Here is a 23307-nt window from a genome sequence, read left to right as displayed (position 1 = left end):
GAGTCAATCCCTCAACCTTTGCATATCACTGCGCGAAAACAGCGAATCGGCGTGCCATACATATCAGACCAGATGGCATCGTCCGGCTCTTCCACATTCAGCTTATCTTCAATGGTTAATCCGGTGACAGCCATGATTGTCTCAAGTAAATCAGGCCGCATCTCGGGCACATCGAAGGTGGCGATCAACTGTCCGTTTGGCTTCAGTACCCGGGCGAATTCCCGAAACGCTCGCAGCATTGTGCCTGTATCCAGATGCTCCAATACAGAGATACAGAACACCCGATCAAACTTACCCGACTCGTACGGAAGCTGGGCCAGATTAGCCTTTGCACGGTGCAATCGGACGAGAGTTGATTCCGGCAGTTCCTGGGCGGCTTGCTCGCCAAAATCAGAAACAATATCCAGTCTTATCGCCTCTTCAGACAAAATACGTTCATCCCAGTCACAGGCGTGAACCTCGCGGCAGTGTTCGGCAAGCCAGAATTTGAACGGATGGGAGATGCCGCAGGCTGCATCAAGGACGACGTCGTCTGGACGTGCAAATCGCCGGGCCCATTCATATTCATAAGGACGGCTCCACCATGCCGGATGCAAGGGAAAGACCAGTGTGTCCGTTTTAGGGTCACTTTGCCGAATGTATCTTGATTCCATGAATTCCGTTGCCTTGGGCGTATCCATCATCCCCGAATTCCCTCCTTCAATCCTGTCTCTGCCAAAAAAGATTCTAACACCGTGCTCCACCGGCTCCGCCACCTGGCAAGATCATAGGACAGTGCAGTCTCGCGCGCATAGATTCCCAGTCGTTCTCGCTCGGCCCGATCCTGTACAAGACGAACCAGTGCTGCGGTGAGTTCCTGCTCACCAGGAGGTACCAGCAGCCCATTAAACCCGTCCTGAATCAGATCATTCAATCCGCCAACATTGGAGGCGATTACCGGAAGTCCACAGCTCATCGCTTCCAGACAGGCATAGGAGGTACCCTCTGAAAAAACGGTTGGAATCACGGCGATATCTGCCTGATGGTACGCCTCCCGAATATCCCGGAAATCATACGTGCGCTGGTTAATTCTCGCTGCATGTGGGTGAGTACGATGCCAATAACGGAAGGCTCTCCCGACTGTACTGCCTTCGACCAGTTCCCCGGCAAATTCAATCTCCAGATCCGGAAAAGCACCCAATAGCTTATCTGCTGCCAGCATCATCGGAATAATCCCGCGTTCCATGCTGATGCGGCGCGGATATATAATGCGAATTGGACGAGAAGAGATCACTTTGGTATCAGCAGCCTTCTTTTCGGCGGGTCTCGTAACTGGAACATTAGCCGGATGCTCAACATCTGTTTCTGCTCCATTACCACCCGCTCCACGCTTGCCCTCTGCAGCTTTCACACCTGATATAACTACATCAGCCTTCTCCTCATGACTCGCCAGATCGGTCTTCCATGCAGCAAGCCATTCGTCTTCCTGTTCCTGCTTTAAGGTCCGCGTTGGTGGTGCTGGTGTGAAATAGGACGTATCCACTGCATTGGGAATCAGGACAACCTGCCTTGGGTCAGTATAGGTGCAAGCGGCCCGGCAAAAGGTCTGGAAATGGGAATCCACAGACACGATGCGCACAAGTCCATCCAGAGCCAGCTGAATGTGTTCTGCTACTTGTTGTTTGGTGTCCAGTGGCAGTCCGGGACGATCCCAGTTAATGCCGTGACAGATGCCAAGACTGCCGGGTTTGTAGGTGATGGGTTGCCACAGACAGCTCGCATAGATCACAGGGCCGCGCGCCGCGGCGGCCATCCGGTCAAAGGCTTCGGGCACATCATTCATGTCATACGCATAGCCAAATACATCAATCTGCTCTGTCCGCGTCTGAAACGCTTCAAAATAAGAGAGCTGATGAACCTCGGGAATGTGTCCGAGCCCACGGATGACACTGCACAGATCCAAAATGTAGCGCTCCAGTCCACCGCCAAATACCCGGCCGAATTCCCGGTTGTATCCATCGGTGAAGCTATGCGTCAGAATACTCACCACGCCCATTTCACTGTCCCTCCTTCCAAGGAACCAGCCGAGGTTCAGGATCGAGAATCGACTCGTAGTGTGCAAGATTGCCCCATTCACCACTAGGATCAATACGTTTGTAGCGCAAATATTTACGAACCCGATCCTCCAGGCTACCGGCCCAGCCGAGATGCTGAACCTTCAGCTCCGTGCTAACCCCGGGCAATACGGTGCAGGACAAGGGAAGGCGGGGAACGTGATGATTCTGTTGTGGATAAAAATAAGGATATCCAGGCATATACCGTACAAGTGAAGCGGTATGCCGTTTATGCAGACACCAAAGATCATCTTCCCGATAGTGAGTCCGGCCACCCCACATATCGTAGAAACGAAATGCAAACCAGTCCGCATACTCCTGATTAATCAGAGTGCGTATGGCTTTCTTGGCCTCTGAGCTGTACAGCTCATCCGCATCAACTGAGAGCAACCAGTCGGGACATGTTCCCGCAGCCGCTTGCCATAAGGTGTTGCGAAGCCGCCATTCCTCGGCGAACAGCGGTTTCTCCAGTACTTCCAGACGGACCACCTTTGAATAGGCTTTGCATATGTCCGGTGTTCCGTCTGTGCTGGCATCGTCCACAATCACGATCTCATCCACGAATTCACTCAGATCATGCAGTACCTCTTCAAGGTATCGGCCACGTTCATTGCGAACCTGGAGCATGGCGGTCAGCTTGTTGCCTTTGCTTTTGCGAACCCGACGAATGGAGAAGGGCTCTTTGAATACACTTGTTTCCTCTTGTGTTATAGCTGCACTCTGTTCTTCCTGACCTTGTGTGTCGCCCCAGTGATGCACTTGGCTTCGGATGTCCTGCGTTGGTTGTGCATGATCCGGGGTGTGATCACCATTTTCCAATGCGTCTGTATGTGTTGTTCGATCGACTGTTTCAGTTGGCGTGTAAGTGGTTTCGGTTCGGATATCCCTGTGCACCATCGGCCCATTCACCTGTTGTCTACGCTTCTTCGGGTCCAGCATCATGGCACCTCCCCAAGCAATTGCTGTACAGCATAATCCAACAGCTCCAGCTCGACAATCCGGGCGAGCGCATCTTCATCCTCCAGTGCTGTTTCGAGAAAATGTCGGACTGCCCCGTGTCGCTCCCCTCGCAGAGCCAGCGCACTTCCGGATAACTGCTGATAGTCCCGGCGACTGGCATCATCCTGAATATCAACTGCATGAACAAGAGCCAGTGCCTCTTCCACACGTCCAGTCTCCTGATAAATGCGGAATTTCCAATGTCTCGCCGTTTCTCCGCCAAGTTCGTCCAGGATACGCAAGGCGGTTCCGTAATCATCGTTAATACGCAGTAATTCCGCTCGTACAAGTTGATCTTCTCCCGCCTCAAGCCAGCGACAGAGCTGTTCATAATGATGTCGTTCCTGTTCGTCGCCTGCACTGATTCCATACACCAGCAGGGCGTCTTCCAATTTCCCGGCCCGGGCATGGATGGCAGACAGGAATCTATAGTGGGAGACTACACAGTCACTGCGACCATTCAAGACCGCATGGGAGAATGCCTCTTGAAGTGAATGGATAGCCCGAGGATCTTCAAGCAAGTACTCATAGGCTGCCAGCAAAAAGGATATCGTTTCATGGGCACCTGCTTTGGCTCGGAGCTGCCGGTAGAAGTCGGCACGTACACTGCATTGAAGCAGGGTGACGCTATCCGGAGTGCCTGAGAGGATCTGTCGTAGCGCATGCAGGAAGAACAGTTCGTAGTCCCGGAGAGGGACTTCGAGATCATCCTTTTGCATCGCACCCGCAGGTGTAGGGTCTTCGCCTCCTAGCCAGATAGCGCGTACACCTTGGAAAAGCAGCTTCATATATCGTGTTTCGGAGGAGGTACCCACCAGATCGGCGATACCGACCAGTTTGGAGATACTGCTTTCCCATAAAGGAGAGGCTGCTTCATCTCCAGCTGGCTCAGGGAGCAGGACAATACATAGCTCCGGCTCCAGCGAAGCTGTAGCCATGAGCCAGTAGGGATGGGTAACGACCGCAACGGTTCGTGGTTCCAGTAATAGCTGCTCGGCTTCAGGAAGGGAGATCACGGTGATGACCGGAGGTACATCCTCTGTTTGCGTCAGACTGCTGACATAGTAGACATCTCCCTCGATCGACAGCAGCGCAGCAATATCGGGATAGGGAAAGGATGACCAGCCTCCTTTGCGAGGGAAGACAACATACCGGACAGGGGGCTGTACCGTAGTAGCCTCATCCGGGCTGACTTCGGGGGCTAAATTCGGTAGCGGTGCAGGATTTTCCATGAATTGTTCACCTCACCTTGACTGAAATATGGTGCTTCATTCTCTCTGCATGTGCTTCATGCTTTCACTTCATATGTAAAGCCCTCACGGCACTTCGCATGTTATGCCTGAGACTAACATATGGGCATTCCGTCCCAAACATGAGTATCTTCCATGAATACATGAAGTTGGCAAGCTGTGGTAATAGGCTGATTTTTATCTTTTGTGTGACCAGGATCACTTTTTTTTGCTCTAAACACGTAGATTGTGATAATTCTCACATGTATAAAATAGGTAATCTGGCACAATACGTTCATCAACGTATTTGGTGGACAGACAGCGAAGGTGCAGCTTCAATGCCAAATACGCATACTGCGAAGTGAACAGAAAGAAGGGGTAACGGTATGGATCCGATTATGTTATCGCGTATCCAATATGCACTTACAACGATTTTCCATTTCTTTTTTGTGCCGCTATCCATTGGTCTTGTACTGTTGGTTGCGATTATGGAGACGTTGTACGTTGTTAAGGGTAAGGAGATCTACAAAACGATGGCCAAGTTCTGGGGCAAACTGTTCCTGATTAACTTTGCCGTCGGGGTAGTCACAGGTATTCTGCAAGAGTTTCAGTTCGGTATGAACTGGTCAGAGTACTCCCGATTTGTCGGGGATGTGTTTGGTGCGCCACTGGCTATTGAAGCCCTATTGGCGTTTTTTATGGAGTCTACATTTATTGGATTGTGGATATTCGGGTGGGATCGTTTGTCCAAAAAAGTGCATCTGGCCTGTATCTGGCTGGTGTTCGTTGGTACATTCCTGTCCGCGCTGTGGATTCTGGCAGCCAATTCATTTATGCAGCATCCTGTCGGGTTTGAGATTAACAACGGCCGAGCCGAGATGAATGATTTCTTTGCACTCATCACGAATGGTCAGCTTCTCGTGGAGTTCCCACATACAATCTTTGGGGCATTAATGACAGGGGCATTTGTCGTAACCGGGATCAGTGCCTACAAATTGATGAAGAAGCAGGATGTGGAGATCTTCCGCAAATCGTTTAATATTGCGATCATTATCGCTCTTGTTTCCTCATTCGGCGTCGCTTTCTCGGGGCATTTCCAGGCGCAATATCTGGTGGAGACGCAGCCGATGAAGATGGCAGCCAGTGAGGGCACATGGACGACGACAGAAGATCCGGCACCATGGACGGTGGTCGCCTTTATCGATCCGGATAAACAGGAGAACACGGGTGAGATCAAAATCCCTGGATTGCTCAGTTATCTGTCCTACAGCAAGTTCTCCGGTAGTGTCAAAGGCATGAAGGAACTTCAAGCAGAGTATGAACAGACGTATGGACCGGGGGACTACATCCCGCCGGTACGGACAACATTCTGGAGTTTCCGCATTATGATCGCAGCGGGTGGTTTGATGATTGTGCTGGCTCTGTACGGTACGTTTCTGGCTATGCGTAAGAAGCTGGAGATCGCTGGAAAATGGTTTATGCGTCTGATGGTATTTGCCATATCTTTGCCGTTTATCGCTAATACGTCAGGTTGGATTATGACCGAGGTAGGAAGACAGCCATGGACAGTATTTGGCTATATGACAACCGAAGCCGGGGTCTCGCCGAACGTATCCGCAGGAATGATCCTGTTCTCGACCATCGCTTTTACCGCTGCTTATACGGTTCTCGGAATCGTGATGGTATACCTGTTCGTACGTGAGATCAAAGCAGGACCGTTTGCGGTCGAGAAGCCGGAAGATCACGATGAATCGGCCGACCCGTTCGGCGTGGATGGAGGTTATTCCGTTGTCACTAAGTGAGTTGTGGTTTTTGCTGATTGCCGTATTGTTTGTCGGGTTCTTCTTTTTGGAAGGTTTTGATTTTGGTGTGGGGATGTCTACAGGTATTATCGCCAAAACAGACCGTGAACGCCGGACCCTGATCAACTCGATCGGTCCGTTCTGGGATGGCAACGAAGTATGGCTGATTACAGCAGGGGGAGCGATGTTTGCTGCCTTCCCGCACTGGTATGCCACGATGTTCAGTGGTTTCTACCTACCGCTTGTGGTCGTGTTACTCGCCTTGATTGGTCGCGGGGTTGCCTTCGAATTCCGCAGTAAAATGAAACAGCAGCGCTGGCGCAAAACATGGGATATCATTATTGTGGTATCCAGCGCGCTCCTGCCTTTCCTGTTTGGCGTAGTCTTTGCCACGTTCATGAAGGGGCTGCCCATTGATGGGGAGATGCAGTTGCGCGCAGGATTTTTCGATATCGTTAATCCGTACACCGTGATTGGTGGCTTAAGCGTAACGTTGCTGTGTCTGGTTCATGGCTTGTTGTTTGCATCACTACGAACAGTTGGCGAACTCCGAGAGCGTGCCTTGAATACAGCGCAAAAATTGATGTTGCCGCTGGCTGCACTGCTCGCTGTTTACACGTTAATGACGTATATGATGACTGATGTGTTCGCCGTACGCGGCTGGGCCCTCTGGATTATGGTTGTACTTGGAGCAGTCTCGCTTGCACTTGCGGCCTACTTCGTTCGTCAGAAGCGTGAAGGCTGGGCTTTCGGTATGACAGGGGCAGTGATTGCGATTGCCTTTGCCTCGGTCTTTATCGGACTGTTCCCAAGAGTGATGGTGAGTTCCTTTGGAGCGGCGTATGACCTGACCGTATACAACGCCGCATCTGGTGCGTATTCATTGAAAGTAATGACCATTGTAGCTTGCACACTGCTGCCGTTTGTTCTCGGTTATCAGATCTGGAGTTATTATATCTTCCGCAAACGTCTCAACGAGCAGCACCACCTGGAGTACTGATATGGGACGGGGGCTAATGAAGCTGCCGGGCATCCGGCCGGTACTTGCGCTGGCCTCAGCGCTGGTGCTGCTACAGGCGATGACGATCATTATGCAAGCCAAATGGCTGGCACAGGCCATCACGGCATTGTTTGAAGGTTCATCCGTAACGGAGCAGTATCCTGTACTGCTGCTGTTCCTGGCTGCTTTTGCCGCCCGCTATGCCCTATCCTTCTGGTTACAACTCGTGACTTCACGATACGCGGAGAAGACAGGGACCGATCTGCGCAGACAGATGGTGGAGCAGTGGTTCAGGCTCGGGCCGCGTTATGCCAAGACAGAGGGCACAGGCCATCTGGTTACGCTGGCACGTGAGGGGACAGCTCAATACAAGACGTATTTGGAACTATTTATTCCTCGCATGCTGGGCATGGGGTTCACCCCCTTCGTTATTTTGCTGTATGTGTTCAAGCTGGATCTGATGTCCGGGGTTATTCTTATGCTGACACTCCCGATCCTGATCGTGTTCATGATTCTGATTGGTCTTGCTGCGCAGCGGAAGATAGACGGACAATTCCGATCCTACAAAGCACTTGCTAACCATTTTGTCGATACCCTGCGGGGTCTAGAAACGCTGAAAACGTTGGGACAGAGCAAAACACACGAAGGGTCGATTCTGCGGGTCAGTCAGCGGTATCGGAAGGCGACGATGTCTACTCTGCGCATGGCCTTTCTCTCTTCGTTTGCACTCGATTTCTTCACGATGCTGTCCGTTGCTTCCGTGGCGGTTGGTCTGGGATTACGTCTGACGGAGGGACATATGCTGCTCGGACCTGCACTGACGGTACTGATTCTGGCACCCGAATATTTCCTGCCTGTACGTATGCTCGGTGCTGATTATCATGCCACATTGGACGGTAAGGAAGCCGGAGCAGCCATTAATCAGGTGATTGAACGGGGGAAAGCCGCTGAACAGAAACAGAAAGAAGCTTATGCAAATGTTGTTGCGCATCCGGTTACGGCAGAGGACAAAGCTGAATCTACATCATCATTATTTTTGAAAAGGAAAACCGACACTTCGACCATACGCGTGGTGTTGAACGATAAAACGCCTGTGGGTCATCTTGATGCTGCTTCTACTACTCCTGATCTTGCTTCTTCCTTTTCCTCGGTGTCCTTCTGGAATGAGAATAGCAGATTGGCACTAACGGATGTACAGGTACGGCATGATGATGAAGGTCCTTCTTCGCTAAAGGATGTTACATTTCAGATTACAGGTCTCGGCAAAATCGGTATTATTGGCGCCAGCGGAGCGGGCAAGTCCACGTTGATTGATGTATTGGCTGGTTTCCAGTTGCCTACATCGGGGCAAGTATTAGCCAACGGACAGTCGATTACACCGGATATGCTCGAATCCTGGCGAAGACAGACGGCAGCTATCCCACAGCATCCGTATATCTTTAGTGGAAGTCTGGCCGACAACGTTCGTTTCTACATGCCGGAGGCATCGGATGCGGAAGTGGCGAAGGCCATTAGCGCAGCTGGATTAACCAAGCTTCTGACCTCATTATCCGGTGGGCTGCATGAGCTCATTGGGGCTGGCGGCAGACAGCTCAGTGGTGGGCAGGAGCAACGGGTGGCGCTGGCAAGGGCCTTGCTTAGTCAACGGAACATCCTGCTGCTCGATGAACCGACAGCACATCTGGATGTGGAAACAGAGTATGAGTTGAAACAGACGATGCTGCCGCTGTTTGAAGGCAAACTTGTATTTTTGGCTACCCATCGTCTGCACTGGATGCCGCATATGGATCGGATTATTGTCATGGATGGCGGCACAGTGGCAGAGACGGGAACACATCAGGAATTACTGGCACGACAAGGCGTATATTATCAGATGATTCAGGCCCAGATGGAGGCGATATAAAATGAAGTCCGGATATGAACATATGGAGACCGTCCGTAACGGAAAAGAAAAAAATAGCTGGATTGCTCCGTATGTGGCACAGTATCGCTGGAGATTCATTGCAGTCATTGCGCTGGGTACATGCGCTGCCTTGTGTGCGGTACTGCTGCTGTTCACCTCCGGATTTCTGATCTCCAAGTCTGCGCTGCGTCCTGAAAATATTTTGATGGTGTATGTACCTATTGTTGGGGTACGTGCATTTGGGATATTCCGCGCCGTGTTTCGATATATCGAGCGATTGGCAGGACATGATGCCGTACTGCGGGTATTGGCCGATCAACGGGTGAAATTATATCGCATTCTGGAGCCGCAGGCCCTGTTCCTGCGTTCTCGCATGCAGACCGGAGATGTGCTCGGAGCACTCGCCGATGATGTGGAGCGGTTGCAGGATATTTATCTGCGTACAGTCTTCCCTGCCGTTACCGCACTCGTGATGTACGGTGGAGCTGTGATTGCCTTTGCCAGTGTGGATCTGGGATTTGCGCTGTGGATGGGCTTGTATATGTTATTTCTCGTTGCCGTGTTACCTGCGATCTCGCTGAAAGTGACGTGGAAATGGCGTGTACGACTGAAAAAGGAAAACAGCACGTTGTACACCCGACTGACCGACGGTGTGCTTGGGCTGGGAGATTGGCTTGCAAGTGGACGAGCCGCTGAGTTTGTTCAGCAGCAGGAAGAGGCGGAAGGACAGATCGACGCGGTTCGTCGCAAGTTGCGGCGCTGGACACGCTGGCGTGATCTGATGGCCCAGTGTGTCATTGGTCTGTTGGTGGCATCGGTTACGTGTTGGGCCGGAAACGCCGCTTCTATCGGACAATTGCCTGCCGTGATGATTGCTGCTTTTGTGCTGGTGTTGTTTCCGCTCACGGAAACTCTTCTGCCTGTAGGGGATGCTGTGGAGCATCTTCCACAGTATCGGGAATCGCTGGACCGCTTGAAACAGCTGGAAGGGAAAGAGCATCTTCCGGTGCAGAGTGGAGCGGATGATGTTGACGGAACGGGCGACTTTATCTCTGTATTAAAAAACGGCAACGTATCGGCTGGACAGCCACCTGAGTCCGTACCATCTGCGAATGATATCCCGGACAGACGAATTCGTCTTCGCATTCCGCCCAAACTCAGAGCAGACATCGAGATCAATCACGTTAGTTACCGCTATGCATCTGATGATACTTATGCCGTACAGAATGTATCCCTTCATCTGCCGCAAGGCAAACGTCTGGCCATCCTTGGACGAAGCGGCGGCGGAAAATCGACCTTGTTGAAACTGATTCAGGGGGCATTGCTTCCGTCTACGGGGAAGGTTCTAATCAATAATATGCCTGTGCAGACTCTGGGTGAAAGTGTACCTGATGTCATCGCGGTGCTGAATCAGAGTCCACACCTGTTCGATACCACGGTAGCGAATAATTTGAGGATTGGTCGTCCACATGCAACGAATGAGGAGATTCGTCAGGTGGCCGCACAAGTAGGGTTATCCGGTCTGATCGAATCTTTACCGCAAGGATACGATACGCCGATGCTGGAGACGGGCTTGCGTTTCTCCGGTGGGGAAAGGCAGCGGATCGCTCTGGCCCGGGTACTGCTCCGGGAAACACCTGTTGTGATATTCGATGAACCGACGGTCGGACTTGATCCGGTGACGGAACGCGAGTTGATGCGGACCATTCTTAATAGCTTGCAAGGCAAGACCATGATCTGGGTGACCCATCACCTGATTGGTGCGGAACAGATGGACGAACTTATTTTTATGGAAAATGGAGAGATTGCCATGCAGGGTTCTCACGAACAATTGCTGGCTGGGGAAGAGCGATACCGCCGTCTCATTGAACTCGATCGGCCGGGGTGGACAGGTCGGCAGCAACAGGCGCAACCGTTGCCACCGGTAGCTTCCAGATAAGTGGGAGTCTGTGAGCGCCGAACCATAAAAACATAACAAAGAGACGAGCCAAGAAAATCTTGGACTCATCTCTTTTTACATTCCGATATGACCGCTTTCGTTGCGGATATTTACATCTCCACCAGCATCAGAATAATGGAAGACAGACACAGGCAGGTACTAACCAGATAAAGAACAGCAACAACCTGTTTATGATTCAATCCGGCACGCAGCAGTCGATAATGGGCTTGACTCGCATCGGCCTGGTAGATCGCTTTACCTTGAATGAAGCGTTTGATCACGACAAAGATGTTATCGAAGATCGGTACACCCAGCGCCAAAATTGGAATGAAGATGGACAACATAGTCGCTTGTTTGAATGCACCATCCAGAGCGATAACCGCCAGAATGAAACCAAGGAACGTAGCGCCTGCATCGCCCATGAACACTTTGGCAGGAGCTTTGTTGTACTTCAGATAACCGATGGTCACACCGACCAGAATGATCGACATGAGTGCGGAATCCGTTTGACCTTTGGCAAGCGCCACGATGAACAAGGTGATCGCCGAGATGGCCGATAATCCGCCAGCCAGTCCGTCCATGCCGTCCGAGAAATTGATGACTGTTGTCACCCCGAAGATCCAGAGGATCGTGAGAATGAATTGCAGCCAGATCGGAAGCATGACATATTCCGCGTTAAAGGGATTCACGAATCCGGTGAAAGCAATACCCGAAGCGAATACGAGCACTGCCGCAGAGACCTGTACGAGCATTTTGGGCAGGGCAGGAAAATCTTTGCCTTTCGTTTTGTACCAGTCGTCGACGGTACCAATCGTTAGCAGAAGCATACCACCAGCGACCAGAGCCGCCGTTTCCCATGTGATTTCTTTCGTTAGAGCAATGTATGTCAGGAAAAATCCAGTAAAAATCGCGTAACTCGCCGTGAGCGGGATCGGTTGCCTGTGCAGCTTACGCTCCACATCTTCCCGAGGCTTGTCCACAAAATCGAGCCGGTGAGCCAGTCGACCAAGCGGCGGAATAAGCAGAACCACGACAGCAAAAGACACTATAAAAGCCAGTATGTATACCATAAACTCGCTTGTTTCACTCCCATCTACCAATTTCCCCTTATTATACGAGTTAAACAGGAAATCTGTCGATGTCATTATTGTAACCAGACGCACGCAAAGGTGAGCAAAAGTTCAGGTTTTATTGCATGTGAGGAAGATAGGAGCCGAAATAATGTTTTACGGCTTCTGCATGATATCCATCATCACCTTGCCAGGTTGCTGCAAAGATGAAATCGCCGGAACCACCTTTGCCTTTTCTCGGTTTATCTCCAGGAACCAGTATGCCGGCTGCCGCCCAGATCTCCAGCATGGCATCCCGCTCCTGTTTGCTAGAAGGGAAGAGGTCCTTCCACTTCTTCTCCAGTGAACGCGCGCTGTCTTTGGGGTCTTCCGTCTGAGCTGCTTCAAGCAGGTTGACCAGGATGGCTTGGTCTTCCGGGGTTACTTCATAGTTTGTTTCGTTGTCCTGAAGCAGTAATTCCAGATCCATCAGGCAGTAGAGCAACCAGCCATGACGAACCCCGCCCCACTTGATCCGTTCAAAGTTCAGGACGTTTAAGTCGACGTCGGAATAATCTTTGTCTGACTGCAAACGCAGGAAGTTACAATCCCCACAGGCACTCGTATTAGGGTGAAGGGCAGGGCGTTCCGCATAGGTATGCAAAGGCATCTCCGATGTTAAAGCCCAGCTGGATAGTGCGCTGCGCAGATAGACTTTTTTGGTGGACAGACTGTGTAAAAAGGCCGAGATCACCCGTTCTTTAAACGAGTCATCCTGATGCATGTCGTACAGACGCTGGACAATCTCGTCATGCGTGATCGTGAGTGGATCGAACATGACGCCTTTGCTTTTGGCATATTCAAATTCATCTCCAGAAAAGGGTACAGAGGTTGTTTTCCAACCACCACCTCCCCAGAAGGTGCTCAGCAATATCTTTGCCGCTTTTTTGTCCATATGGTTAGCCTCCTTATATGGGAATTGCAGTCCTGATGATGCGGTAGTTCAATCTATAACCTGCTTACTTTAATGAACGTATTCCTCGGTTGTATTCAGAATCATGTCGACGAGGCCTGGAAAACGTGTGTTCAGTTCTTCCTTTCGTAGGGAATAGAAGTGCTGTTTACCTTCAATGCGCGGCTGGATCACGCCAGCTTCACGTAAAATTTTGATGTGATGGGACAACGTGGATTTGGAAATATGGTCTACTTCGAAGGCGGAACAGTTTTTCTCGCCAGAGCTGGCCAGACAGTGTGCAATTTTCATGCGAATCGGATCACCCAATGCATTGCAGACCGTGGTCAGCTTCAATTCCGAAGCCATAGGTATCGTTGGAGTTCTCATATGTATGACGTTAGCATATTCGGCTTTCTCTTTCAATGTTTGAAAAATTTCGAACTAACTCTTGCGGGCAGTATAAGAAGTGTGTTACATTTCTTTTCAGTTAGTTCGAAAATATTCGAACTGAAAGATTGGAAAGCGGCTTTTTATTCTAGGAGGAATATAAATGAGTACTACAAGTACCACTACGATGTTGAACAACTATTTCCGTTTATTTGATGCTTCACGTACAGATGAGCGCGCCATGCAGGATTTATTGTCCCTTTTTACACCGGACGCAGAGATTGTGCTTAACGGCACCAGCCGAACAGGATTCGACGGTTTCATGAAAGCTTTCTACGAGTACAATAAAGACGTAAAACATATGTGGGACGGTTGGGTGCAACAGCCTGACGGCAGTTACCAAACTAACTGGGCGGTGTGCGGACAAGCGGCGGACGGAACGGTATATGCCAAAGCAGGCATCGATATCGCGCGTGTGAATGATGCGGGGCAGATTGTGTACCTGGAGAACGTGCAGGCCGACCAAAATGCGTTCAGCAAGTATAATCAGTAATTTATGAATGAAAAGCCAGAAATCTGAATCAATAAAAAGATAGCCACATTTTAACTCCACAGTTTTCCATGCTGTGGGGTTTTGTTATGTTCATATGCTCAATCATTCTTTTTAGGGTAGGATTAGAAGATAGGTCTGTAAGTTATATTGTGATATTTGGTGAACATGAAAAGGAGTGAACTATATGAACGAAGTTGGAAACAGAAACGTCATGGAACCTATTGAAGTCACACCCATGGTCGGCATTGGACCATTTAAATTGGGAATGAGTAAATCAGAGGTAGAAGGGATCATTGAGCGCATCACCCCGGAGATTAGTCAGCTCTATAACCAATTGGAGTATGATTCGGAACATAAACTCTATTTGATTGAAGTAAGTAATCCACATGATTATCCACCTGATGAATCTGATGTTGTCCTTACATATGATAAAATTGATGTTTTTCGAACAAAGGCTGATGATCTCGTTAAGCTAATAGATAGTAAGACACCATATATGCGAGACATCGATGCGGAGTTGGGATTTTCTTTTATTTTCAAAGACATCCAATTGGCTTTGTGGAGACCTAGCGTGATGACCGAAGAAATGTTGAATTCAGTTGAGTTTCTGACCGAGTTTACGCCAGAGAATCAGGAACTGGAAAAGAGATTTTTCTATTTTAGGACGATTGCTGTGGCGGCCCCTGGATACTTTAATAGAACATAAAGGGAAGCTCCAAGAATGCTGAAAGATAAATTTGGTCCATTCTAAATAGAGTTCATATATGATGTGTACATAAACATAAAAAAAGGAGGCCATTCCCCCATGGACGTAACCATGAAGGGGTAGGTCTCTTTAACTTACGGCAACTCGTATTAATTCTAACGAACTGTACACACGCTATTGGAGGGTATTTGGCAAAAGTAATTTTCTAACGAACCACAGACACGTTAATAGGCTGCATGTTCAGTTCTTGTGCAGGTTTTTACCCATATAAGCCGATATAAGGTGGCTCAGATTCGTTAGATTTTGAAAACACGCTATATACCTCAAATAAGACGTCTACGATTCGTTAGCTATTCCATGCCAGTCCTATCCTTGCATCGTCTTGTTCTGAAAAGCGGCGATATCCGCATACTCCTCTTCAAACTTACGGGAGATGCGGATGAAGATCGGCAGCAGCTCCCGGTAGACGCGGACACTATTTGGATCAGGCTGGTGCCGATGCGTTGATCCGATCATGCCGGAGACGGCACTCAGGGAATCGATGCGGCCAAGGGCGTATAAGCCCAGTACGGCTGCGCCGAGGCAGGAGCTTTCGATACTTTCGGGGATGATGACATCCTGATCAAAAATATCGGCCATCATCTGCCGCCACAACTCCGAGCGGGCGAAGCCGCCTGTTGCCTGAATTTTCTTCGGACGACCGATTTTTTCTTCAATCGCTAACATAACCGTATACAGGTTGAACAATACACCTTCGAGCGCAGCGCGAATCATATGTTCCTTCTTATGATGCAGCGTCAGGCCGAAGAACGAACCGCGTGCATTGGGATTCCAGAGCGGAGCCCGCTCACCTGTCATATATGGATGGAACAAGAGACCTTCCGAACCCGGTGGTACATTTTCCGCGACACGAGTGAGCACTTCATACGGATCGATACCAAGTCGTTTCGCGGTCTCTACCTCGGAAGCTGCAAACTCGTCCCGAATCCAGCGGAAAATAACACCACCATTGTTCACTGGTCCGCCAATGACCCAGGCATCCTCCGTGAGCGCATAACAGAAGAAGCGTCCTTTTGGATCGGTCACCGGTTTGTCCACCACCGTACGAATCGCTCCACTGGTACCAATGGTCACCGCCACGACGCCTGGATCAATGGCGTTCACGCCCAGATTGGAGAGCACGCCATCACTGGCACCGATGACAAACGGTGTGGTGACCGCAATGCCCATCTCCTTGGCGTACTCCGGGTGCAACCCCTGTTTCAGCACATGTGTGGTCGGTACCAATCGGGACAGATGTTCCGGGGTAATGCCCGCCACATGGAGCGCTTCTGCATCCCAGTCGAGTTTTTCCAGATTCATGAGTCCGGTCGCTGAGGCCATCGAGTGGTCGATGACGTATTCAGAGAATAATTTATAGAAAACATATTCTTTCATGGATATGAATTTGTGCGTCTGTTGGAACAGTTCCGGTTGATCGCGAGTGAGCCACATGATCTTGGTGAGTGGGGACATCGGATGAATCGGTGTACCTGTTCTCAGATAGATTTCGTGACCATTCATCTCGGATTTGAGTGCTTCGGTCCACTCAGCACTGCGATTATCTGCCCATGTCATGGCCCGCATCAGGGGTTTGCCGTGTTGATCGACTGGCAGAATGCTGTGCATGGCCGAACTGAAGGATACAAACAGGATATCCTCTGGCTTCACTCCCGCTTTGGAAGTGGCCTGTTTAACGGATTCGATGACTGCTTTGAAAATATCTTCCGCATCCTGCTCCGCAATCGCAGGTGTGGGGGTGTGCAGCGGATAATCGGCACTGCCTTGAGCCACAATGGTTCCGTTCTGTTCGAACAAGACGGCCTTGGTGGAGGTCGTGCCGATATCTACGCCGATCATATAGGGTGAAGAAGCCATTTTGTCATCCCTCTTTCTTGAATATATAAGTGAAATGAATGCTGTTACACGTTAACACTTCGGGTACAGAAAGCCTTCCGATCGCCGTTATCCCCAAATTTCTTTGATCCCCTCTTCAAGGGAGAAATTTGGTTATAAATGCGAACATTCCATTTCTTCAGGCCCTTTCTGTCCCCTCCGCACACGTGGCACTATTCATCCAACTTATATGGCATCTGTTATTTCATCTATAGATAAGAATATCAGACTTGAGGGATGGATCAAAATGCCACAATCTTAATCCTTCACCGCCCCTGCGGCAATATCCGAGATGAACTGACGGCTGATGAACAGGAACATCACGATGAGTGGGATGACGGCAAGCAACGTGCCTGCGATGACCATGGCATAGTCTGTGTTATACAGTCCGTTTAATTGAGACAACGCAATCTGCAACGTGTATTTACGTTCATCCGTCAGGACGATCAAAGGCCACAGATAATCATTCCATACGCCGATAAAGGTGAACGCGCCGAGGAAAGCAAAGGCAGGTCGCAAAATTGGCAACGCCACGTTCCAATAAAGTCGGAAGAAATTACAGCCGTCGATCCGGCCCGCATCCAGTAGATCGTTCGGAATCGACTCTGTTGCATACTGGCGAATCCAGAAAATGCCGAAGGCGTTTACCATGCCCGGTATGATGAGGGCTTTGAAGGAACCGACCCAGCCGAACGTGGCCATGAGCACGAAGGAAGGCACCAGCGAGAGCTGGGAAGGTACCATCATGGTCGCGAGCAGCAGGATGAAGAGCCACTTTTTGCCGGGAAATTCAAACTTCGCAAACGCAAACCCCGCCAGTGAGTCAAAAAACAGCACCAGGATCGTGACTAAGCCCGACACAAACAACGTATTCAGAAAAGCGCCCCAGAAATCAATCTGCTGCAACACCCGCGTGATATTATTCCATAGTTCACCGCCAAACCAGAGCTGGGGTGGGAACTTGTAGATATCGGACGTTGTCCGGGTGGACATTACAATCAGCCAATAGAACGGGAACATGGATATGAGCATGCCCCCGATAAGACCGGTATACAACACCAGCGATTTGAGGTGTTTGGTCGCCATGTGCGCTCCCCCTTATCACATCAGGATGATTTGCCTTGAACAAGCTTCCAGTTCACAATCGAGAACAGGGCGATAATGAGGAACATGCCCCAACCAACGGCAGCGCCATATCCGAAGTAATTGTTAATAAAGGATTCACGGTAGAGGTACAATACAATCGTCATGCCTGCTGCACCTGCGCCACCATCATTACCTACCAATACTTGTGGCTCGGTGAACAGCTGCATACCGCCGATCGTTGATGTAATGACTGTAAACAGGATCACTGGGCGCAGCATTGGAATCGTAATTCGGAAAAAGGACTGTATCGCTGATGCGCCGTCAATCTTGGCTGCTTCGTATAACGTCTGCGGGATACTCTGAAGTCCGGCCAGATAGATGACGGCGTTATATCCGGTCCAGCGCCAGACCACCATGGAGGAAATCGCGACTTTGATGCCCCATGGTGCATTAAGCCACTCCACAACCGGTAGCCCGACCGACTGCAACAGATAATTGAGAAAGCCATAATTGTTGGCAAATAAAGCACCGAAGATAATGGCTACCGCCACAATGGATGTGACGTTCGGCAGGAAATAACCGACCCGGAATAGAGTACGGAACTTCACAAAGGGTGCATGCAGCAGAAAGGCAATAATCAGGGCGAAGAAGAGCATCGGAATCGTCGAATAGATCCAGATCATGAACGTGTTACCCACAGCTTGCCAGAACTCGGCATCGGTCAGCATGTATTTAAAATTGTTAAGTCCGTTGTACGTCATGACACCAATGCCATCCCACTTATGAAAAGCCAGATAAAGTGAGAACCCGATCGGGAACAGGCCAAACACCGCAAACAGAATATAAAACGGCGATATCGCAACATAGAGTGCACGGTGCTCCCACATTCTGGCCCACAGTGACTTCTGCCGATCCAGATCAGGTCTTGTATTACCGGGATCGGGAGTAAGACGAGGTTCAGTTACAGCCATATGAATTCCTCCTTTGCGGATAACGAAACCACACGTTCTTCAGATTAACGCTGCAATTCCCGCTCGACGCGGTGTACTGTATCTGTCCAGACCTGCTGCGGATCGGCATTTTGCTTTGCCACATCATTCAGCCGCCGGGTGATAATGTTGTGTACGGATGGGTATCTTTCGCCAAAAAAAGCATCCGGCACTTGCTGTGCCGATTCGGCAAATACAGGACCTGTCGCCTGTCCGCCGAAGAAAGGTTCTTCTTCTTTCATGGCAGGGTCATCAAACACACCTGGTGCAGAAGGGAACAGGTTCAATGTCTGATATTGCTCCAACTGATTCTCGGGACTTTGCAGCCAGCGAACCAGTTCAAAGGCTTCCTGAGGATGCTCACTCGACTTCAGGATGGACAGGAATGATCCTCCGTTATTGCCATCTCCCCCTGGTGCCCGAGCAACCCGCCATTTCCCCGATGTATCCGGAGCGGCTTCCTGAAGCACTTGCTTCATCCAAACAGCGCCCACGAATGAGGCAATCTCACCATTATTCATCGCTGCGTTCCAGCCTGGAGTCCAGCCGTCTGCATTGGCAAGCAGTCCCTTCTCGTTGAAAGCTATGGATGTATCCCAGCTTGTTCGCACCAGAGCAGAATCCATGCCGATGAATGAACCATCTGGACGGAAATAACGTTCAGCTCCTTGCGACAACACTTGGTTGTAAACGCTTCCAATGTTATCGGTCAGAAATACCTTGCCTCCGAATTTATCCTTGATCTGTTCTCCGGCAGCGGCATATGCATCCCAGCTGTTAATCTGACGTGTAACGTCATCGGGATCAGATGGCAATCCTGCCTCCTTGAAGATATCTTCACGATAGAAGAGAGCTGTCGGTCCTGTATCCATCGGGAACCCGATCATCTGTCCACTTGGCGTAACGCCTTGCTTCCATTTCCACGGCAGATACTGGTCTTCAATATCGCCTGCACCGAGGTCATACAGATTATAGAAACGGTCCTCACTGGGGAATAGCTCCATGATCCAGTCGTTCAATGCCACAATGTCTGGTTCACCTGAGCGTGCAGCGAGTGTTGTTTTGAGCTTTGCCTTGAAATCACCGCCGATTTTCTGAGCTGTCAGTTCAATGTTGGGGAACTTTTCCTTAGCCCTGGCAATCAACTTATCATCGATGGAACGGTTCCAGTACCATAATGTAAGCGTTACCTTTTTGTTGTTCGCTGAATCGTCCTGTCCGGGCCAGATGGAGCATCCGCTTATGAGCAGGACGCAGACCATCAGTATGGCTGTCCAGCAAGTTCTTTTCCGGCGGATCATGTGCATTACCCCCTCATCGTTAAGTTCGAGGCATGAAGTGCTTTGGACTACAACATTAGTGTATGAGCAGTTTATAAACTCATACCCAATATTCCTGAAATGAAACACATATTTGTGTCGGTTGCGTAACATAAATTGGGTAGTTACTTTAAAAATAAAAGTTACTTGACACATTATAATTTTTATTCTAAACTAACTTACATAAAGTAACTAATGATGATGAGAATAATATAGATACGTACTATATAACGTCCAAGTGATCCATTTTCGCTTTGGATGCGAATCAATCAACAGACAAGTTGGCCTAAACAGGAGGAACGACAATGATCAATTCACATATTATTCAACTGCTTGCCCCCAAAATTCAGACTTTTCCGAGTGGAAAAGAATTCATATACCTCGTGGGACCAATTAAGCTCCCGGTAAACCTTGATGGGGAGACCAAGACATTCCAGTGGTACAGCTGGATGAAGTCAGACAAGGCAATGGAGAGCGGGGAGTTAATCGAATCTCTTGCTGCTGCTGAACTGGCAGAGCGCCAGCAATCCAGTGTCCTGGTGTATGGCGACTTTGCCGAAGCACAGGATGCGCTTATTCGCATGCACAGTATCTGTCATACAGGCGACATCTTTGGCAGCAAACGCTGTGACTGCGGCTTCCAACTGGAGCAATCCATGAAGATGATTGCCGCACACGGGGCAGGCGCACTATTCTATCTTGCGAACCATGAAGGCCGTGGCATCGGTCTGTTCAGCAAAGCCATGGCGTACATTTTGCAAGAAGAAGGTCTGGATACGGTAGATGCGAACTTGCAGCTCGGATTCACGGACGATGCTCGTAATTATGACGATGCGATTGCTGTGCTGCGTGCACTTCGCTCCGCACCGGTTACATTGATCACGAACAACCCACGGAAGCTGGCTGCTTTGCAGGAAGCAGGATTGAATGTGGGCGGACGTGTCCCACTGTGGGGAGATCGTTCTGCTTTCAACGAGAAATATCTGCAAACGAAAGTGAACCGTTCTGGTCACTTGGCGGAAAGTGATGGCTGGGCTGGGGCAGAGACGCTGCTTCCGCATGCGCAGGCTTAATCATTACTCATTGAACATATACGATTAGCTGATTAGCCGTTGTTGTACTCTCCGCCATGGAGAAGTATACAGCGGCTTTTTTTGCATGGATAATGGCGTAGCGCTCAGATTTTTCTGATTCACGGAATGGCTTGCCGTTCGCACAGTACGGATTATACAATATAGGCATCTGATGAATGCGGGAGGAACGAAGGTGCCATTTGAGGGACAACGTATGTTGCCAGCTGCGAAGAGCATGAAGCAGTTTGAAGCGATAATTGAAGGCCCTTATACCTATGGGGTGATGCTGGAAACTCATATTGCACAGCTTCAGAGTGTAATGGACGAGGCGCGGCGGTATGACAAAAAGATACTTTTGCATGCAGATCTGGTACAGGGATTGAAAAACGATGAGTATGCCGCAGAGTATCTGTGTCAGCACATTCGCCCGGCAGGACTGATCTCAACACGAGCAAGTGTCATTCAGAAGGCGAAGCAGAAGGGCATTACAGCGATTCAACGTATTTTTCTGCTGGATACCCATGCACTGGAGAAAAGTTATCTGTTGCTGGCCAAAACCCAACCTGATTATATTGAGGTACTACCTGGCGTCATTCCGCATATTATTGCGGAAGTATCTGTGCGCACCGGTATCCCGATTATTGCGGGGGGATTGATCCGTTCACCGGAAGAGGTTGAACTTGCACTTGGCGTAGGGGCTACGGCAGTGACCACATCCAACGCAGATCTGATCCGACACTTTGAGAAATCGCTTACACCGTAAAAAAGAACCCACAACAGGAGGTTGTCTGTATGGAAAAATATATATTGGCTCTGGATCAGGGAACGACAAGCTCCCGAGCTATTCTGTTTAATCGCGGCGGGGAGATTGTGCACATTGCACAGCAGGAATTCCCTCAATACTTCCCCAAACCGGGCTGGGTAGAGCAGAATGCCAACGAAATCTGGAGTTCCATTCTTGCCGTGATGGCTTCATGTCTGGCAGAGAGCGGGATCAAGCCGGTCCAGATTGCCGGAATTGGAATTACGAATCAACGTGAGACGGTTGTGGTATGGGACAAAGAAACAGGCAGACCCATCTATAATGCAGTGGTATGGCAATCCAGACAGACCGCAGATATCTGTGAAGAATTGAAGATGCAGGGACTCGGAGACCTTTTCCGAAGCAAAACAGGATTACTGATCGATCCCTACTTCTCGGGAACGAAGGTCAAGTGGATTCTGGATCATGTCCCTGGTGCCCGGGAGCGGGCCGAGAAGGGTGAATTGCTATTTGGCACGATTGATAGCTGGCTGATCTGGAAACTGAGCGGGGGTACACATGTCACGGATATATCCAATGCCTCACGTACCTTGATCTATAACATCTATGATCTGCAATGGGATGACGAATTGTTGGCTATCCTCGACATTCCCAAGGCCATGCTGCCAGAGGTGCGAGGTTCATCCGAGGTGTATGCACATACGACAGATTATCATTTCTTCGGTCATCGGATTCCGATTGCGGGAGCGGCAGGAGATCAGCAGGCAGCGATGTTTGGTCAGGGCTGTTACACCAAGGGCAGTATGAAAAATACATATGGGACCGGTTGTTTTATGCTTATGAATACGGGAGAGAACCCGGTACAATCCGATCACGGACTGATTACGACGATTGCCTGGGGGATGAATGGCAAGGTTGAATATGCGCTCGAAGGCAGCATTTTTGTTGCAGGGTCTGCGGTTCAGTGGCTGCGTGACGGATTAAGGATGCTTCGTTCATCAAAAGATAGTGAGGAGTACGCCTCACGCGTGCCTTCGACAGACGGCGTTTATATGGTACCTGCATTTGTGGGACTGGGCAGCCCTTATTGGGATAGTGAGGTTAAAGGTGCGGTGTTTGGCATGACCCGAGGCACGACGAAGGAGCACTTCATCCGTGCTACGCTGGAAGCTTTGGCGTATCAGACCAAAGATGTATTGGAGGCAATGGAATCCGACTCGGGTATTCTCGTGCATGCTCTGCGTGTCGATGGCGGGGCGGCGGCCAATGATTTCCTCATGCAATTCCAGAGTGATATTCTGGGCATTCCTGTCGAACGACCAACGGTGAATGAAACGACGGCATTGGGTGCGGCTTATCTGGCAGGATTGGCGGTTGGATATTGGACGAGTGCGGATGAATTGACCGATCATGAAAATACCGAACGTGTCTTCCAGCCTGTTATGGCTGAGGAACAACGGACAGAATTGTATGCAGGCTGGAAGCGTGCAGTGAACGCAGCAATGGCCTTCAAATAAGCATTTTTCA

General features: G+C 49.9%; 20 protein-coding genes. 9 read left to right on the top strand and 11 right to left on the bottom strand.

Going from position 1 to position 23307, the window contains the following annotated elements:
- Window positions 1-11 precede the first annotated feature (11 nt).
- The 4 genes from NYE45_RS28500 to NYE45_RS28485 are packed head-to-tail and all read right to left on the bottom strand — an operon-like array spanning window position 12 to window position 4324.
- On the bottom strand, window positions 12-683 hold the full coding sequence (locus NYE45_RS28500; protein ID WP_340014862.1) for a class I SAM-dependent methyltransferase: 672 nt from the start codon (window positions 681-683) through the stop codon (window positions 12-14).
- Complete coding sequence (locus NYE45_RS28495) at window positions 680-2035, bottom strand: glycosyltransferase family 4 protein (RefSeq protein WP_340014861.1); 1356 nt, start codon at window positions 2033-2035, stop codon at window positions 680-682. Before NYE45_RS28495 ends, NYE45_RS28500 begins: the two co-directional genes overlap by 4 nt.
- A 1-nt stretch (window position 2036) precedes the next feature.
- The gene (locus tag NYE45_RS28490; protein WP_340014860.1) at window positions 2037-3032 is read right to left on the bottom strand and encodes a glycosyltransferase; all 996 of its coding nucleotides are present in this window, start codon (window positions 3030-3032) and stop codon (window positions 2037-2039) included.
- On the bottom strand, window positions 3032-4324 hold the full coding sequence (locus NYE45_RS28485) for a hypothetical protein (protein WP_340014859.1): 1293 nt from the start codon (window positions 4322-4324) through the stop codon (window positions 3032-3034). The genes NYE45_RS28490 and NYE45_RS28485 overlap by 1 nt, the downstream gene beginning before the upstream one ends.
- Before the next feature lie 383 nt (window positions 4325-4707).
- Between NYE45_RS28485 and NYE45_RS28480 the strand changes: the two genes are divergently transcribed.
- Genes NYE45_RS28480 through cydC form a run of 4 tightly spaced genes read left to right on the top strand, consistent with a single transcriptional unit; the run spans window position 4708 to window position 10965 of the window.
- Window positions 4708-6123, top strand: a complete 1416-nt coding sequence (locus tag NYE45_RS28480) for a cytochrome ubiquinol oxidase subunit I (RefSeq protein WP_340014858.1) — start codon at window positions 4708-4710, stop codon at window positions 6121-6123.
- Entirely contained in the window at window positions 6068-7123 is a 1056-nt protein-coding gene (cydB, locus tag NYE45_RS28475; protein WP_340014857.1) for a cytochrome d ubiquinol oxidase subunit II, read from the top strand. Before NYE45_RS28480 ends, cydB begins: the two co-directional genes overlap by 56 nt.
- A 1-nt stretch (window position 7124) precedes the next feature.
- Window positions 7125-9026, top strand: a complete 1902-nt coding sequence (gene cydD, locus NYE45_RS28470; RefSeq protein ID WP_340014856.1) for a thiol reductant ABC exporter subunit CydD — start codon at window positions 7125-7127, stop codon at window positions 9024-9026.
- Between the two features lies 1 nt (window position 9027).
- Entirely contained in the window at window positions 9028-10965 is a 1938-nt protein-coding gene (gene cydC, locus NYE45_RS28465; RefSeq protein ID WP_340014855.1) for a thiol reductant ABC exporter subunit CydC, read from the top strand.
- Between the two features lie 110 nt (window positions 10966-11075).
- On the opposite strand, the gene NYE45_RS28460 is transcribed toward cydC, so the two are convergent.
- The 3 genes from NYE45_RS28460 to NYE45_RS28450 form a co-directional block, all read right to left on the bottom strand.
- Window positions 11076-12035 (bottom strand): MraY family glycosyltransferase, encoded by a 960-nt coding sequence (locus tag NYE45_RS28460; protein ID WP_062836785.1) that lies wholly within the window; start codon window positions 12033-12035, stop codon window positions 11076-11078.
- Between the two features lie 118 nt (window positions 12036-12153).
- Window positions 12154-12969 carry a hypothetical protein gene (locus tag NYE45_RS28455; RefSeq protein WP_340014854.1) on the bottom strand — a complete coding sequence of 272 codons (816 nt, stop codon included), beginning with the start codon at window positions 12967-12969 and terminating at the stop codon, window positions 12154-12156.
- A 69-nt stretch (window positions 12970-13038) separates the two neighbouring features.
- Complete coding sequence (locus NYE45_RS28450) at window positions 13039-13356, bottom strand: metalloregulator ArsR/SmtB family transcription factor (protein WP_289390597.1); 318 nt, start codon at window positions 13354-13356, stop codon at window positions 13039-13041.
- A gap of 163 nt (window positions 13357-13519) precedes the next feature.
- Here NYE45_RS28450 and NYE45_RS28445 point away from each other — a divergent pair, with 163 nt between their 5' ends.
- Window positions 13520-13909: a nuclear transport factor 2 family protein gene (locus NYE45_RS28445; RefSeq protein ID WP_340014853.1), complete on the top strand. Its 390-nt coding sequence runs from the start codon at window positions 13520-13522 to the stop codon at window positions 13907-13909.
- Between the two features lie 184 nt (window positions 13910-14093).
- A complete protein-coding gene (locus NYE45_RS28440; RefSeq protein ID WP_340014852.1) occupies window positions 14094-14615 on the top strand; it encodes a hypothetical protein in 522 nt (173 codons plus the stop codon).
- A 366-nt stretch (window positions 14616-14981) separates the two neighbouring features.
- On the opposite strand, the gene gntK is transcribed toward NYE45_RS28440, so the two are convergent.
- The 4 genes from gntK to NYE45_RS28420 form a co-directional block, all read right to left on the bottom strand.
- The gene (gene gntK, locus NYE45_RS28435; RefSeq protein WP_340014851.1) at window positions 14982-16532 is read right to left on the bottom strand and encodes a gluconokinase; all 1551 of its coding nucleotides are present in this window, start codon (window positions 16530-16532) and stop codon (window positions 14982-14984) included.
- A 276-nt stretch (window positions 16533-16808) separates the two neighbouring features.
- Window positions 16809-17636, bottom strand: coding sequence for a carbohydrate ABC transporter permease (locus tag NYE45_RS28430; RefSeq protein WP_036612996.1), 828 nt, complete (start codon window positions 17634-17636; stop codon window positions 16809-16811).
- 20 nt (window positions 17637-17656) lie between these two features.
- Window positions 17657-18535, bottom strand: coding sequence for a sugar ABC transporter permease (locus NYE45_RS28425; protein ID WP_139331977.1), 879 nt, complete (start codon window positions 18533-18535; stop codon window positions 17657-17659).
- 116 nt (window positions 18536-18651) lie between these two features.
- Window positions 18652-19887 (bottom strand): extracellular solute-binding protein, encoded by a 1236-nt coding sequence (locus NYE45_RS28420; protein WP_340017451.1) that lies wholly within the window; start codon window positions 19885-19887, stop codon window positions 18652-18654.
- A 362-nt stretch (window positions 19888-20249) separates the two neighbouring features.
- Here NYE45_RS28420 and NYE45_RS28415 point away from each other — a divergent pair, with 362 nt between their 5' ends.
- The 3 genes from NYE45_RS28415 to glpK all read left to right on the top strand — a co-directional run bounded on the left by NYE45_RS28415 (window position 20250) and on the right by glpK (window position 23297).
- A complete protein-coding gene (locus tag NYE45_RS28415; protein ID WP_169479918.1) occupies window positions 20250-21017 on the top strand; it encodes a GTP cyclohydrolase II in 768 nt (255 codons plus the stop codon).
- A gap of 193 nt (window positions 21018-21210) precedes the next feature.
- Window positions 21211-21780 (top strand): glycerol-3-phosphate responsive antiterminator, encoded by a 570-nt coding sequence (locus NYE45_RS28410; protein ID WP_062836792.1) that lies wholly within the window; start codon window positions 21211-21213, stop codon window positions 21778-21780.
- Window positions 21781-21809: 29 nt separating this feature from the next.
- Window positions 21810-23297 (top strand): glycerol kinase GlpK, encoded by a 1488-nt coding sequence (glpK, locus tag NYE45_RS28405; RefSeq protein ID WP_340014850.1) that lies wholly within the window; start codon window positions 21810-21812, stop codon window positions 23295-23297.
- Window positions 23298-23307: the final 10 nt, after the last annotated feature.

Source organism: Paenibacillus sp. FSL K6-1318 (assembly GCF_037976905.1).
Classification (GTDB): domain Bacteria; phylum Bacillota; class Bacilli; order Paenibacillales; family Paenibacillaceae; genus Paenibacillus; species Paenibacillus amylolyticus_A.
This window is presented reverse-complemented; position numbering and strand designations above follow the sequence as displayed.

Excerpts from the sequence above, each read along its gene's own strand:
- cydC (WP_340014855.1), top strand. The coding sequence starts at position 9,028 with ATGAAGTCCGGATATGAACATATGGAGACCGTCCGTAACGGAAAAGAA.
- NYE45_RS28440 (WP_340014852.1), top strand. The coding sequence starts at position 14,094 with ATGAACGAAGTTGGAAACAGAAACGTCATGGAACCTATTGAAGTCACA.
- NYE45_RS28450 (WP_289390597.1), bottom strand. The coding sequence starts at position 13,356 with ATGAGAACTCCAACGATACCTATGGCTTCGGAATTGAAGCTGACCACG.
- NYE45_RS28495 (WP_340014861.1), bottom strand. The coding sequence starts at position 2,035 with ATGGGCGTGGTGAGTATTCTGACGCATAGCTTCACCGATGGATACAAC.
- glpK (WP_340014850.1), top strand. The coding sequence starts at position 21,810 with ATGGAAAAATATATATTGGCTCTGGATCAGGGAACGACAAGCTCCCGA.
- NYE45_RS28485 (WP_340014859.1), bottom strand. The coding sequence starts at position 4,324 with ATGGAAAATCCTGCACCGCTACCGAATTTAGCCCCCGAAGTCAGCCCG.
- NYE45_RS28480 (WP_340014858.1), top strand. The coding sequence starts at position 4,708 with ATGGATCCGATTATGTTATCGCGTATCCAATATGCACTTACAACGATT.
- gntK (WP_340014851.1), bottom strand. The coding sequence starts at position 16,532 with ATGGCTTCTTCACCCTATATGATCGGCGTAGATATCGGCACGACCTCC.
- NYE45_RS28460 (WP_062836785.1), bottom strand. The coding sequence starts at position 12,035 with ATGGTATACATACTGGCTTTTATAGTGTCTTTTGCTGTCGTGGTTCTG.
- NYE45_RS28490 (WP_340014860.1), bottom strand. The coding sequence starts at position 3,032 with ATGCTGGACCCGAAGAAGCGTAGACAACAGGTGAATGGGCCGATGGTG.
- cydB (WP_340014857.1), top strand. The coding sequence starts at position 6,068 with ATGAATCGGCCGACCCGTTCGGCGTGGATGGAGGTTATTCCGTTGTCA.
- NYE45_RS28445 (WP_340014853.1), top strand. The coding sequence starts at position 13,520 with ATGAGTACTACAAGTACCACTACGATGTTGAACAACTATTTCCGTTTA.
- NYE45_RS28420 (WP_340017451.1), bottom strand. The coding sequence starts at position 19,887 with ATGGTCTGCGTCCTGCTCATAAGCGGATGCTCCATCTGGCCCGGACAG.
- NYE45_RS28430 (WP_036612996.1), bottom strand. The coding sequence starts at position 17,636 with ATGGCGACCAAACACCTCAAATCGCTGGTGTTGTATACCGGTCTTATC.
- NYE45_RS28455 (WP_340014854.1), bottom strand. The coding sequence starts at position 12,969 with ATGGACAAAAAAGCGGCAAAGATATTGCTGAGCACCTTCTGGGGAGGT.
- NYE45_RS28415 (WP_169479918.1), top strand. The coding sequence starts at position 20,250 with ATGATCAATTCACATATTATTCAACTGCTTGCCCCCAAAATTCAGACT.
- cydD (WP_340014856.1), top strand. The coding sequence starts at position 7,125 with ATGGGACGGGGGCTAATGAAGCTGCCGGGCATCCGGCCGGTACTTGCG.
- NYE45_RS28500 (WP_340014862.1), bottom strand. The coding sequence starts at position 683 with ATGATGGATACGCCCAAGGCAACGGAATTCATGGAATCAAGATACATT.